The organism is Rhizobium sp. Root483D2 (assembly GCF_001426685.1).
Taxonomy (GTDB): domain Bacteria; phylum Pseudomonadota; class Alphaproteobacteria; order Rhizobiales; family Rhizobiaceae; genus Pararhizobium; species Pararhizobium qamdonense.
In genome coordinates, this window is record NZ_LMFB01000032.1 from 1 (window position 1) to 13,753 (window position 13,753).

Annotated in this window: 12 protein-coding genes and 1 pseudogene; 6 read left to right on the forward strand and 7 right to left on the reverse strand. The window is 57.6% G+C overall.

Going from position 1 to position 13,753, the window contains the following annotated elements; translation table 11 throughout:
• The first annotated feature begins 36 nt into the window (after positions 1-36).
• On the forward strand, positions 37-630 hold the full coding sequence (locus ASD32_RS21145; RefSeq protein WP_244490225.1) for a glutathione binding-like protein: 594 nt from the start codon (positions 37-39) through the stop codon (positions 628-630).
• Positions 631-784: 154 nt separating this feature from the next.
• Here the strand turns inward: ASD32_RS21145 and ASD32_RS21150 are convergent, their stop codons facing one another.
• Positions 785-1,519 (reverse strand): SDR family oxidoreductase, encoded by a 735-nt coding sequence (locus tag ASD32_RS21150; protein WP_060640038.1) that lies wholly within the window; start codon positions 1,517-1,519, stop codon positions 785-787.
• A gap of 72 nt (positions 1,520-1,591) precedes the next feature.
• Between ASD32_RS21150 and ASD32_RS21155 the strand changes: the two genes are divergently transcribed.
• Positions 1,592-2,512 carry an AraC family transcriptional regulator gene (locus tag ASD32_RS21155; protein WP_060640039.1) on the forward strand — a complete coding sequence of 307 codons (921 nt, stop codon included), beginning with the start codon at positions 1,592-1,594 and terminating at the stop codon, positions 2,510-2,512.
• A gap of 113 nt (positions 2,513-2,625) precedes the next feature.
• Here ASD32_RS21155 and ASD32_RS21160 read toward each other — a convergent pair.
• The 6 genes and pseudogenes from ASD32_RS21160 to ASD32_RS21185 form a co-directional block, all read right to left on the reverse strand.
• Positions 2,626-3,798 (reverse strand): annotated as a pseudogene (locus tag ASD32_RS21160) (DUF3095 domain-containing protein).
• A gap of 255 nt (positions 3,799-4,053) precedes the next feature.
• Complete coding sequence (locus ASD32_RS21165) at positions 4,054-4,668, reverse strand: DJ-1/PfpI family protein (protein WP_060640094.1); 615 nt, start codon at positions 4,666-4,668, stop codon at positions 4,054-4,056.
• Positions 4,669-4,729: 61 nt separating this feature from the next.
• On the reverse strand, positions 4,730-5,680 hold the full coding sequence (locus ASD32_RS21170) for a substrate-binding domain-containing protein (protein WP_060640040.1): 951 nt from the start codon (positions 5,678-5,680) through the stop codon (positions 4,730-4,732).
• Between the two features lie 56 nt (positions 5,681-5,736).
• Positions 5,737-6,729: an ABC transporter permease gene (locus tag ASD32_RS21175; protein WP_060640041.1), complete on the reverse strand. Its 993-nt coding sequence runs from the start codon at positions 6,727-6,729 to the stop codon at positions 5,737-5,739.
• Positions 6,726-8,213: a sugar ABC transporter ATP-binding protein gene (locus tag ASD32_RS21180; protein WP_244490226.1), complete on the reverse strand. Its 1,488-nt coding sequence runs from the start codon at positions 8,211-8,213 to the stop codon at positions 6,726-6,728. Before ASD32_RS21180 ends, ASD32_RS21175 begins: the two co-directional genes overlap by 4 nt.
• A 100-nt stretch (positions 8,214-8,313) precedes the next feature.
• Positions 8,314-9,015 (reverse strand): GntR family transcriptional regulator, encoded by a 702-nt coding sequence (locus ASD32_RS21185; RefSeq protein WP_060640043.1) that lies wholly within the window; start codon positions 9,013-9,015, stop codon positions 8,314-8,316.
• Positions 9,016-9,102: 87 nt separating this feature from the next.
• Here ASD32_RS21185 and ASD32_RS21190 point away from each other — a divergent pair, with 87 nt between their 5' ends.
• From ASD32_RS21190 to ASD32_RS21205, 4 genes are read left to right on the forward strand one after another with little or no spacing between them, the layout of a single operon-like run.
• The gene (locus tag ASD32_RS21190; protein WP_060640044.1) at positions 9,103-10,137 is read left to right on the forward strand and encodes an Ldh family oxidoreductase; all 1,035 of its coding nucleotides are present in this window, start codon (positions 9,103-9,105) and stop codon (positions 10,135-10,137) included.
• Complete coding sequence (locus ASD32_RS21195; protein ID WP_060640045.1) at positions 10,134-11,360, forward strand: iron-containing alcohol dehydrogenase; 1,227 nt, start codon at positions 10,134-10,136, stop codon at positions 11,358-11,360. Before ASD32_RS21190 ends, ASD32_RS21195 begins: the two co-directional genes overlap by 4 nt.
• A 15-nt stretch (positions 11,361-11,375) precedes the next feature.
• A complete protein-coding gene (locus tag ASD32_RS21200; RefSeq protein WP_060640046.1) occupies positions 11,376-12,863 on the forward strand; it encodes an NAD-dependent succinate-semialdehyde dehydrogenase in 1,488 nt (495 codons plus the stop codon).
• A 20-nt stretch (positions 12,864-12,883) separates the two neighbouring features.
• A complete protein-coding gene (locus tag ASD32_RS21205) occupies positions 12,884-13,705 on the forward strand; it encodes an alpha/beta hydrolase (protein WP_060640047.1) in 822 nt (273 codons plus the stop codon).
• Positions 13,706-13,753 lie beyond the last annotated feature (48 nt).

Consider the following 13,753-nt stretch of genomic DNA (forward strand, 5'->3'; position numbering starts at 1 on the left):
GTCTGTCTGCGTAGGAATACATGAACTACCTCCTTGGTGGTCCAAGTTTTCGTCCGCACCCCCCAACATTCGCCTGAGTTTCGAGCGGTCGATCCTAACGGTAAGGTGCCCGCCCTCGTCGATGACGAAGTCACCGTTTTCGATTCCCATGCGATCCTGCTTTACCTGGCTGAAAAGCACGGACGGTTCACCCCTACGGAGCTTTCTAAGAAAGCCGTCATGTTGTCGTGGTTCCAACTGGTCGCGACCGGCTTATCCCCCTATTCCGGCCAAGCGATCCACTTCCTGCACTATGCCCCCGAAGACCTTCCCTATGCGGAAAAACGATATGTGAAGGAGATCGAGCGAACGTATCAAGTGCTCGAGACGCGGCTCGGGACGTCAGAATGGCTGGCTGGTGACGATTACACCATTGCGGACATGGCGCTTTGGGGATGGGCAGCGTCTGCGGGCTATGTATTCGGAGAAAAGGGCCTTGGCGATTTTCCCGCAGTCAAGCGTTTCATGACGGCGATGTCAGAACGCCCGGCCGTGCAGCACGCCCTGGCTTTGAAAGCGGCGCATACGTTCAAGGCGGTGCTGGATGACGAAACGCGCAAGGCACTTTTCCCACAAAATGCAAACAGCTGAACCCAAAGTCCGTGCCTGCCGCGAGTACCACAACATTTACATGGGGCTCCGCTTCCGAGACGCAGCAAAGTGGAAGCGACGCCTCCGCTTTGACACTGGCGTCAGACAGCCCGCTTTAATCTGTAATGCTGCTAGGTTGACAGCCGCAAGCCGTTCAATCTTGAGCGGTCGGCCGTATAACAATACTGCCGACGTCCACATCGGCCGGTTGCTCGATCGCGTAGGCGATGCCCCGAGCGATCGAAGCCGGTGGGATGGCTACATTGGAAATGCGTTCTTCAATAGCCGACTTCACGGCGGGATCAGTTATCGAGCTTGCGAAGTCGGTAGAGATCATCCCTGGCGAAATCTCGGTTACTCTCAGAGTCGGTCCTGCTTCCTGCCTCAAGGTTTCGCTTATGGTCCGTACCGCGTTCTTGGTCGCCGCATACACACCCATGGTGGGGACGATCTTGATGCCTGCAGTCGAGACGATGTTGATGACGTGGCCCGATTGTTGACGCTGGAAGACCGGCAGTGCGGCCGCGATGCCGTAGAGCGTGCCACGCAGATTGACGTCGATCATAGCGTCCCAGTCCTCGACGCGGAGCGCATCGAAACGCGATAGCGGCCCAATCCCGGCATTGTTGACGAGGACGTCAAGCCTGCCGCAATGCTCGATGGCAAATGCGACAAGCGCTTCAAGATCGCTCCTTTGGCGGACGTCAGTCGCCTTATATACGGCCTTGCCGCCTGCAGCAGTAAACTCGTTGACGATCGCTGCCAGCGCCTCCTCGCGGCGCGCGCCCAATACGACAAAAGCCCCTCGTTCTGCCAGAAGTTTCGCCGTCGCGCGACCGATGCCGCTGCTTGCGCCCGTGATAGCGACAACCTTGCCTTCGATACCCATAGCTAGTCTCCTTCATTGATGTCGTCCAAGAAGATAGGCATGGGGAACAAGATGGCCTATGCTGGTTAGTCCATGAAATTATCGCGATCGTCTAAAGCTATGAATGATCCCCTATCGGATGTACTCAACGTTCTTGGCGCCAGCGTGAGTCGCCGCACCCGGCTGGAGGCCGCAGGACGATGGGCTCTCTCATTTCCAGCGCTCGACCGGCTCAAGTTTGTGGCACTGTTACGGGGAACAGCCTGGATCGTCAGACCGGCGCAGGCGCCTCATCGTATGAGCGCAGGAGATGTCTGCCTGTTGGGGCGCGTGGCCTATGCAATAGCCAGCGATCCAGAGGTGCCGCCCAACGATGGCCAAGCCTTCTATGGTACAGGCTGCGATGTTGCCCGTCTGGGGGGTGACGAGACAATTGCAATCGGAGGAGCCGTCACGTTCGATCCTGGAAATTCGGACTTTCTGCTCGACATGCTGCCTGATTTCCTTTTCGTTCCCCGATCCTCGGCTGCATCCGGAGCGATAGCAACAATCCTTGGGCTGATGAATGACGAGATCGAGCGCGATATCATAGGTAGCGAGATCGTCAGTGCCCGCCTCGCGGATGTATTGCTCGTCGAGGCGATCCGGGCCCACGCCGGCAGTATCGAGCAGGTGGAGATCGGATGGCTTGGTGCTCTGTTGGAACCCCGGCTCGGTCGGGTCCTACGCGTCATTCATGGGGACGTCGCGCAGCAGTGGACGGTGGCCCAGCTCGCCGGGGTGGCGGGTATGTCGCGGGCCGCCTTTTCTGCGGAGTTCACTAGCCGGGTGGGACAGCCGCCACTCGCCTACGTGCGGGCGTGGCGTCTCACCATCGCTCGCGCGGCGCTCATCGAGGGTGATGAGACGGTCGCAAGCATTGCACGCAAGGTTGGCTATGCGTCGCAGAGTGCATTTGGACATGCGTACAAATCCACCTTCGGTTCAACTCCGAAAGCGCATGTGCGATCTTGAGGAACTGTAGACGGAATCGACGAAAGGACATCCTACTAGGTGTCAACAGCGAGAATTCGCGCGACAGTCATCAGTGGCAGGATGATGCTAATGCCTCCAGACTGCCCTTGGATTTAAGCCGTTATCGGGGAAAAAGGTTGTCCCTTTTTTAAGCGACTGGCAGCAAGTGCATACCCGCCGCTTGCACCATCGACAAAATGAACGTGGTCCTTCGCGTGAAGCGAGGGTACAAAACACGTCATGAGCGCTTCTGATTGTCTGTGAATGCCGTATTGGCAGATACCCGCCAAAACTGCCTTTTCCAGCCGCTGCTCCAATCGCCGACTCCGTTCAAAGTCCAGGTCAACAGTCATCTTCAGACTGTCGTCGAACTTCCGAAAGTCAGAATTTTCGGCCACCTCGACTTTGTATTGTCTGGGGTCGAATGAGCCGATGGGTAATCCGAGGTAGTCGATCCCGACAGCGAGCATGGTTTCTGCAAAAATACCAAGTTTCCGCACGAGCAGATGCCCCTCAACTGCAGTCGCTCGCGCCTCTGTATCTATCCCTTTAGTGGTCAACGTGAGCGGCGGCCCATCGGCTGGAAGTGGATGACCGTCTCTTTCCTGTTCGGCGACCAGCGATATGATATCAGATAGAAGCGATTTGAACTTCTCATCCGGCCCCTGAACACCTGGTGCGACAATGAGCGAGACGATCTCGCCATTACGTGACGGAATTGGATCCCATCGGCAAGAAAGTCCAGTCAAGTCAGGCCTAGACCCAGGTGCCGCAGCGCCAACAGAATATCGCCCGCTCTTCATCTGGGCTTCCGCCCAAGTGGATCCCCCACCGGAGAACATCGCATACGTCGCGTTATCGCTGGCCTTGTGCCGCGCTACAAGCACGTCTAATCCCGTATCTCAAATGTCTCTGACCGGAACGATCGCGGCACGCATTGTTAGCTGAATTGCTTCGGATACCCAGACCGTGAGTGTGGCAAGGATGTCTTTCGCGGAAAGTGCCTTGTGACCAGGCAAGGCCAGCATGGCACCATCCCCTCCAAAGACAAACGGATAGGCTTGGCTGCCGAGCCCATTGAGCAGCGCGGTTATAACGCTTGCCCCGGCCGTGTTCACCGCTTTGTATTTTCCCTGCTCGATCGCGCTTGTAGAGTCGACTACATCGGCGACAGCAAGTACCCAGCCGTCTGGTAGTGGTCTATAGCTTTCGAAGTTCGTAAGATCGGCGAAGTTCTTGACGATCGGTACATGAAGGAAAAAATCGGTATCAGCGAGGTCGTTCATCGTCACCCCAAATGTTTGGTCGGCGTCGACTATAACGAAAGAACCATGGAATGGCACATATGTATTGCCACGATCGTGAAAGGTTTAGGATCGGGGACCGCGCCCGCCGCCGCTGTTGTGCAGCCGGAATTGGTCTAACTTTTTCGCCTCGCCACGCCAATATAAGAACCAGCACTGTCTGGTGCGGTCGTCGGGTAAACGAATGGCCACCCGAGGGCGGCCATTCGTCATTATCCAACATAGGACAGTACGGTGTTAAGCGGCCTTCGCGACGTCTTCACTGTGGCGAATCTCCGTGCCGAGCACCTTCAGGCATTCCCTGATGAACGCGGCCAATGCCGTCCATCCTTTTGCCGACACCATGGTGCCATCGACGTAGGCTTCTGTCGGGGACAGGTCTATGTAAGTGCCGCCAGCCAGCGTCACCTCTGGCTCGCATGCTCCAAGTGCTGCAACCTTCTTGCCACGGACAACGCCGTCGACGGCAATAAGGATCTGAACGCCGTGGCAGATGGTGAAGATTGGCTTCTTCGTCTCGTGGAAGTGCCTAACAATCGATTGAACGCGCTTGTCTGTCCGGATGTATTCTGGACCGCGTCCGCCTGCAGCGTAAACCGCATGGTACTGGTCGAGCTGCTTCTCGGCTTCCGAAAACGTTTTGTTGATCGTGAAGAAGTGGCCGAGTTTCTCGGTATAGGTCTGGTCCCCCTCGAAGTCGTGCAAAGACGTCTTGATGAGATCGCCCGCATTTTTATCGGGGCAGATGACGTGAACGGTATGTCCGATAGCTTCCATCGCCTGCTGAAAAACGAAAATCTCGTATTCCTCGGTGAACTCACCGGTCAGCATCAGTATTTTCTTGCCTGGCATGATCTGCTCCTCTTGCTGCATGCAGTGGGGCGGCATCGCGCCGCCCCGGTTTAGGTTGGGGTTAGAACGGGGAATCCGGGAAATAGTATTCCTGCGCATTTTCCTGGGTGATCAGCGGTGCGTCGAGCTTGACGGTGCCGCGTACTGGCGCTTGTCCGATAAGATTGGCGACTGTCATGTAGATCGCTGTCTTGATCATCGCTGGTGGATATGGGGTCTCAACCGGGGTCATCGCATCTCCATCGATGACCTTCTTGACGATGTCTTTCATACCATTGCCACCGAGAGCAAGCTTGATGTCCTTGCGTCCGGACTCCTTGACGGCTTCTAGCACGCCGAGAAGCATGTCATCATCGTTGGCCCAGACGGCATCGATCTGCGGATACTTTGCAAGGTAGTCCTGCATCAATTTGAACGCTTCGTCGCTGTTCCAGTTTGCATACTGGATGTCGAGGACTTTGAGTTCCGTGCCCTGGATGGCGTCGTTGAAGCCCTTGATGCGCTCGTCGTCGATGACCGTCGGGATGCCGCGCAGAACTACGAGATTGCCCTTGCCGCGAAGTTTGTCGATCATGTACTTCGCCGTATTGCGGCCAACAGCGATATTGTCGCCCGCAAGGTATAGATCTTGGATTGTGGCGTCGCTCAAACCGCGGTCGACGACGGTGATGAACGTTCCGGCGTCCTTGACGGCTTTGACGGGGGTCGTCAGCTCCTCCGACGAATACGGCAGTATGACCAGGGCGTCGAGCTTACGGCCAGCGGACAAATCTTCCAAGGCACTCACTTGCGCGGTTGCTGATGGCGAGGTCTTGACGATGACCTCAACGCCGGGAAATGCAGCATTGATTTCCTTGGCGGCCGCCTGCGCATGGTAGACGACACCTGCAGTCCAACCATGGTCGGCTGCCGGGATCGATACAGCGACCACCTTCTTATCGGCGGCGAGCGCTTGTCCCGCAATCAGCAAGCTGCCGATGGCAGCCGCCGCAATCAATTTGGTCTTAAACATTAAATTCCTCCCAGAATTGGACCCAAAAATAAGCACCCATGCGGTCCGGACACGGATTATTTCGAAAACCTTTGAATGAGCATCGCGATGATAATGATGACCCCCTGCACCCCCGCCACGAGGTACTCCGAGACGAGATCAGACAGAACCATCAGATTGGCGATGAGCTCGAGAATGACGGCACCCGCGACCGTTCCCCAGACGTGGCCTTTACCGCCCCGCAGTGCCGTACCGCCGATGACGACGGCGGTGATGACCTGGAGTTCCCACAGGACCCCGGTTGTCGGCGTCGCCGCACCAAGACGTGGCACGTAGCAAATGGCAGCGATTGCAACGCATGCGCCTTGGATCGCATAGGCAATGGTCCGGGTTTTGATGATCGAGATGCCTGAGTAGCGGGCGACGTCCTCGTTTGCTCCCACAGCCGCACACTTTCTCCCGTACTTCATCTTGTAAAGGGCGAAGGAGGCAACCGCGGCGACCGCAATCGAGATCAGGATAGGGACCGATATTCCGCCGACCGTACCGAAATAGACAGGGCGATAGGCCTCACGCAGGCTGCGGTCGATCGGGATCGTTCCGCCGTCAGACATATAGGTGATCAAGGCTCGGAAGATGCCCATCGTCCCTAGCGTCGCAATGAACGGCTCGATCTTGCCGACGGTCACGATGAGACCGTTCATCAGACCGCAGGCAGTGCCGATGACGATCGCCACAACCATCCCTGCTGGAATTGCCGCGAGACCCCATTCAGGCGCCATGCTGTTCATGAAGAGGATGGTGATACCCGTGATGAAGGCAGCCATCGAACCAACGGACAGGTCCAGTCCCCCCGACGAGATCACAAATGTTGCGCCAACGGCTATGATGGCGATGAACGCACTTCGGGTAATGACGTTTCCAAGATTGGTGGCTGACAAAAAATCCGGATTGATGAGAAAGCCGATCACCAGCAGCGCCAGCAAAGCCAGGAATGGCCCCACGTCTGCCCAACCGATGTTCCATTCCCGTTCCTGTCGAAGCGGCGTCGATCCTACAATGGCACTCATGTCGTTCCTCCCTGCCTGTCTGCTGTCGTCACATCGCTGGTCGCAAGCAGCGCAATCTCATGTTCCGTCATCCCGCCTCCGGTTACCTCGCCTGTGATCCGCCCCTCCCGCATCACAAGAATTCGATCGCAGATGCCGATCAGCTCCTGCATTTCCGATGAGATGACGATGCACGTCCTGCCCTCGCCAACCAATCGGTGGATGAAGGCGTAGATTTGCGCTTTGTTGGCAATATCGATGCCTCGTGTCGGCTCGTCGATGACGACCACGGACGGGTTGGTCATGAGAACTTTAGCCAGCAGCAGTTTCTGCTGGTTACCACCTGAAAGTTGGCCTGCCCTGACGCCCAGCGTTTTCAGCCGAATGTCGTATTCGTCGACGGCGTCAATAAGCGCTGTCTGCTCTCGAGCCCTGCGCATCATCAGGCCAGGGTGAAACCGCGACAGCGCGGACAGCGTCAAATTGGGCCCAAGCCGCTCGTGGAGCAGCAACCCCTTGCCTTTTCGATCCTCTGTGAGGTAGCCGATGCCCGCGTCCATGGCCGCCCGAGGCGAGCGGATGTCTATCGACCTGCCGTCGAGCGTGACCGACCCGCTGGATGCACGTAGCCCCATGATGCCTTCGAACACCTCGGTTCGACCTGCACCGATCATACCCGCGAACCCGAGGATTTCGCCCTTCCGTGCGGTGAAGGATATATCCTTGGCATAGCCGGGGACGATCAGGCCCCGCACCTCCAACGACGGCTCCCCGGAAACATCAACACGCTTCTCTGGGTAGAGAGCCGCAAGATCCCGGCCGACCATGAGGCGAGCCATGTCCATTTGGCTGAGGCCACTGCCCGGATACGTTCCCACGAGCTTGCCATCGCGCAGGACACTGACCTTGTCGGCGAGGCGCTGAACCTCGTCGAGACGATGGCTGATATAGAGAACCGCCGCGCCCTGTTCTTTGAGCTGCTGGATGATTGTCAGAAGCCGCTCGACTTCGTCCCCCGTAAGGACTGCGGTCGGCTCGTCGAAAATAACCAGCTTGTAATCGTCAAGAAGTGCGCGAGCGATCTGTACGAGTTGGCGATCAGCGAGCGAAATTTCCCGAACCAATGCGTTCGGCTTAACGTGACAGCCCAACTGGGAGAGCTTTTCGGTTGCAAGCCGGCGCATCGTCCGGTCATCGACCATTCCATTGCGCATCAACTCTCGCCCGAGAAACAAGTTCTCCGCAACCGTCAAGCCATCTGCCAGCAAGATTTCTTGGTGGACCAGGACGATCCCAGCTTGGTGCGCATGTTCAGGCTTCGAGAAGCTGACTTCCCGTCCTGCCATCGTGAGTGTTCCGGCTGTCGGCTCGGCGTAGCCTGAAAGGAGCCGCATGAAAGTCGATTTGCCCGCGCCGTTCTCTCCAATGATGGCATGAATTTCGCCGGGAAGAACATCAAGCGACACGTCGGACAGCACAGTGACCGGGCCATAGTCCTTTGACATCCCGTCCGCCCGAAGGACAGGCTGACGCTCCTCACTACCGCGGTTCGACACGTCGCATTTCTCCCGGTGGAGACTCAAACCAACCGACATGGGAGCCCCCTCATTCGAACGCCGGAAGAAGACGGTCACGCGAGTGCTCTAAGTGCAGCCGCATTGCTTTCTCAGCGGCGTTCGCATCCCCGGCAGTAAACGCCGCCAACAAAGCTTCATGCTCGTCCAGGGCTTCCTCGGTGACCCGTGAATGGAACATCAAGCGAAAGATGTGAAAATGCGTGTGCTGGTGATTGAGCGTCTCGCGGATCAACTCGTTTCCTGCGAACTCCATTATCCTGTCGTGGAAAACCGCGTCCTGCCGGGCGAACGTCGAATAGCGGATACGCTCGTCGGTCCCTTCCTTGCGACCCATCACACCACCCGCCTCCTGAAGTGAAGCAAGCTTCGCCTCATCCATTCCGGCAGCTGCCTTGGCAGCACCATCCGGCTCAAGCAACAGGCGCAGTTCGTACAATTCGTCGAACCTACGCCGGGTGATTTGTGGGGCCGCGCTGTAACCGATTAAATGTGTCTTGACGACCAGCCCTTCACCCTCGAGCCTGCCGAGCGCCTCCCGGATAGGGGTCTGCGAGACGTTCAGTTCCCGCACCATATTATCGACAGATATGCGGCCCCCAGGCGAGATCTTAAGCGCCATGAGCTGAGCGAAAATCGCCTCGTACACACTTTCAGCCAGGCTGTTGCTGCGCTGGATAAAGCCGCTGTGGTCGGGCGCGTTGGTCAGGTTCGTGGAATTTCTGTTCTGCATATCTTGCCTCTTGACATGATCGACAGCTAACACGATGGTGCCCTATATGCAATCCCATATCCTATACGATTTTATATTGGAGAGTTCATGAGGGTGTTACAAGAAGATGCGGTACAGTTGGTTTCCACCCTTCTGGAGCAGCGCGACGCCCCGTCTGCCCACGCTTCACTACAGGCGCAGGTGCTCGTTGATGCTGAGCTCAAAGGCCATCCGTCGCACGGCCTTCAACGGTTACCTCGAATCCTGACGCGGATTGAAGGTGGCCTTATTGACCCTCAAACTGAAGGCATAGCGATCTGGCGGTCTCCGTCATTTTTGGAGGTCGACGGCCATAAAGGACTCGGGCCAGTCGTGGCTGTATCAGCGCTGAAACAGTTGAGCGAGCGGGCGGAGAGCTTCGGCGTCGCCGTATGCGGCATCCGCAACTCGAACCATCTGGGAATGCTTGCGTATTATGTCGAGTGGCTCGCGACCCGCGGCCAAGTTGGCATCGCGCTTTCGTCGAGCGAGGCACTGGTCCATCCCTATGGCGGTACACTCGCCGTCCTCGGCACCAATCCGTTGGCGATTGCTGTCCCGACTGCGAACAGGCCGATGGTGGTCGATCTCGCCACTGGCGTCGTGTCCATGGGTAAAATTCACCATCATGCGGCCAACGGATTGTCGATCCCGCTTGGGTGGGCGCGAGATGAAACAGGCCAGCCCACCACCGACGCAGCTCGCGCCACGAAGGGAGCGATTGCTCCGTTCGGCGACGCCAAGGGCTATGCTCTGGGCATGGCTCTTGAACTCCTCGTCGCTGCCTTGGCGGGCTCGGCTTTAGCACCAGACGTTCGAGGCACGCTTGATGCGGACATGGTTTGCAACAAGGGGGACGTGTTTATCGCAATCGACATTGGCATGCAGCCCGATCTGATGGTGCGACTTGCAGCCTATCTGGACTTGGTCCGCGCCTCTCCCCCCTCGAAAGCAAATACACCTGTCGCTGTGCCCGGCGACGGCGCGGCTGCTAGGCGATCCGAAGCGCTTATCAAGGGTTTCGAGATTGCTCCAAAGCTATGGCAAGACCTCAACGCCCTTACTCATACGACCAAATCGCTCTCCAAAGGACATGCACGATGACCCTTTTTGCCGCCATCCGGCTCCCACACGAAATTCTGTTTGGCAAAGGACAGCGTCATGCATTGCCAAAGGTCGCTGCCAGGCTTGGGAAACGAGCCCTGATCTGCACCGACGAGCGTTTTGCGGCAACATCGACTTTTGCGGAAATCGTCAATGCCCTGGAAGCTGAATTTGTCGAGGTTTTGATTTACGACGCCGTCCTCCCGGACGTCCCGCAGGAGACCGTCGCTGTTTGCGTCGCCGATGCCCGCGCGTTCGGTCCTGACATGGTGATCGGCATTGGAGGGGGGAGTTGCCTGGATATGGCCAAATGCGCAGCCCTCCTTTTGAGCCACGGGGGGCGCCTTCAGGAATATTACGGTGAATTTAAAGTTCCGGGACCGATACTACCGATCATCGCTGTTCCCACCACGGCTGGCACTGGTTCCGAAGTGACGCCAGTTGCTGTGATTTCCGACTCCGAACGCACGCTTAAGGTCGGAATTTCCAGTCCGTACCTGATAGCGACAACGGCGATCTGCGATCCCGATCTGACGATGACGTGTCCGCCCGGTTTGACGGCGGTGGCAGGGGCAGACGCCCTTACACATGCCATCGAAGCATTCACCGCGGCACGAAGGGGATCCGACCACGCCTTGGCGCAGGATCATGTGTTCATCGGAAAGAGTGCTCTCACGGACCACTTTGCGCTTCTCGCCATCAAACTACTCGGACGCAGCTTGGAAAAGGCTTGTAGGGATGGATCTGACGAGGACGCGAGAGCTGACGTCATGATGGGAGCATTGGCCGCAGGCTGCGCCTTTGGGACCGCCGGGACCGCCGCAGCCCATGCCATCCAATACCCTGCAGGAGCGCTAACCCATACAGCGCACGGTCTCGGCGTGGCAACCATGATGCCATACGTGATGAATTACAATAAGTCGACGTCAGCCGTTGAGATGGCGCAGATCGGTTCCGCGCTAGGCCTCGGTAACCAGAACCAGGACGCGGAGCAGAGGGCAACGGCAGCTATTGACGAGATCCGTAGACTGTTCGCCGCGATCGGCATTACTCCAACGCTCGCCGAGCTGGGCCTGCCTGCCGACAAGGTCGATTGGACCGCGGAGCAGGCTTTCGGCATCGATAGGCTGATCAAGAACAACCCCAGGCCGTTCGATCTCGACGCGATGAAGCGTCTCGTGAGAGCGGCTTATGACGGCGACTTCGCCGCTTCCGCCATCTGACTTCGAGGAAACGACATGACCATTGCACAAAAAACATCCCAGCTCGCCAATCAGGCGCCAGACATCGATGCTGCCTCGCGAGGACTTTACATTGACGGAAGCTGGAAACCATCGCACGGTGGCCAGACAATCGACGTCGTGGACCCTTCGACCGGCGAACGTCTGACGTCTGTGCCGGACGCGACCGTCGAGGACGCCCGCATCGCCATTGAAGCCGCAGCGGCGGCGGCGCCGTTATGGCGTGCAACCCCCCCCCGCAAGCGTTCTGAAATCCTGCGCCGTTGTTTCGAACTTATGGTCGAGCGGTCTGAGATGCTCGCGACCTTGATCTCGATGGAAAACGGCAAAGCCCTGCGCGACGCCCGCGGGGAAGTCGCCTATGCCGCTGAATTCTTCCGGTGGAACGCGGAAGAAGCTGTTCGGATTACCGGGGAATTCGGGATCGCACCTGCAGGGACAAACCGCATCATCGTCGATTACCAGCCGATCGGAATTTGCCTGCTTATAACCCCCTGGAATTTTCCTGCAGCCATGGCAACCCGGAAAATTGCGCCTGCCTTGGCGGCCGGGTGCACCGTCATTCTCAAGCCTGCTAGTGAAACGCCGCTGACGGCCTACGCGCTCGCAGCGATCTACGAAGAAGCCGGGGTGCCGCCGGGTGTCGTCAATGTGATCACAACCAGCACACCAGGTCCTGTCACCGCCGAAATACTGTCGGATCCCCGTGTCAGGAAACTGTCATTCACCGGATCGACGGGTGTGGGCCGCCATCTACTGGCGGAAGCGGCAAAACACGTGATCTCCTGTTCGATGGAACTCGGCGGCAATGCGCCCTTTGTCGTCTTTGATGACGCGGACCTGGAAGCCTCGCTGGACGGCGCGATGATCGCCAAGATGCGTAATGCCGGAGAAGCCTGCACCGCCGCCAACCGCTTCTATGTCCAGTCAGGAATATACGACGCTTTTGCGGAAGGCCTGTCGAAACGCATGGCCGCGTTGAAGGTCGGCGCAGGCACTGATGGGGCCACCGAGTGCGGGCCGATGATTACCAGCAAGGCCGTCGAAAAGATTGGCCGCCTGGTTGAGGATTCGAAAACGAAGGGTGCGCGTGTTCTATGCGGTGGAGAAGCACCGGAAGGACCCGGTTTCTTCTACCCACCAACTGTTCTGGTCGACGTTTCAGCCACCTGCGAGATGGCGCACGAAGAAATCTTCGGTCCGGTCGCGCCACTCTATCGTTTCGAAACCGAGGAGGAAGCTGTCAGCCGCGCCAACGATACAGAATATGGTCTAGCCGCCTACGTCTATACGCGTGATGTTGGTCGCGGCCTGCGCGTCGCCTCCGCCCTGGAAGCAGGGATGATCGCTTTGAACAGAGGGTTGGTCTCGGACCCGGCTGCCCCCTTTGGAGGTGTCAAGCAGAGCGGTCTCGGACGTGAAGGCGGGCAGCACCATGGCATTGCTGAATTCATGGAAGCGAAATATATCGCTACCAGCTTTTAGAAACGCGAGGAGCGGAAGCTTTGGAAAATGACCCGTTCCGCATTCGAGCACATGTCGCCGAGTTCGATGCGATCGTTGAGGAGATTGTCGCGTCAAGCGCCCGGACCCGCGACAGCTTACCCATGGCAGCGGACGTTCCCTATGGCGACGGTCCATCCGAGACCGTCGACATCTTTTTCCCGGAAGGCTCGCGGAAAAATCTACCCGTGCATATGTTTATTCACGGCGGCTACTGGAGGATGTTCTCTAAACGAGACTACTCATATGTCGCCAACACCGTGACGAGTGCCGGGGCGATTGCCATCATCGTCGATTATGCCCTGATGCCAAGCGTCCGTATGGACGTGCTGGTCGATCAAGTGCGCCGTGCCAAACGATGGGCGGTGGACAACATAGCCACGTACGGTGGCGATCCGTCGCGCTTGACGGTCAGCGGACATTCAGCCGGAGCGCATCTTGCAACCTTCCTGTTCAACACACAGGAAGAGCGGTCAGGTATCGCGGCGGCGTTTTTGTTAGGGGGCATCTATGACCTCAAGCCGCTTCAGAAATCGTTCTTGGCTGACGAAATCGGCATCACGGATGAGGAAGTCCTGGCCTTTTCACCGATCTCAAAGTCCTTTGACCGTGACTGTCACGTGACAGTCGCGGTCGGCGTCGAAGAGACGCCTCCGTTTCACAAGCAGGCAAGTGATTTTGTGATGTTTCTGGAAATGCAGAGTCTAGCAGTGGCAAAAAGATCAATCGCTGGTGTCAACCATATGAGCAGCGTGCGTGACCTCGGTCTTTCGGCCAGTTCCACAGGCATGCTGTTACTGGAGACGATCGTTAAGGCGGTTTGACAGTCATCGTCATTCAGTGACGGTGCGTGGTGCCGAGTGGACTGCGCG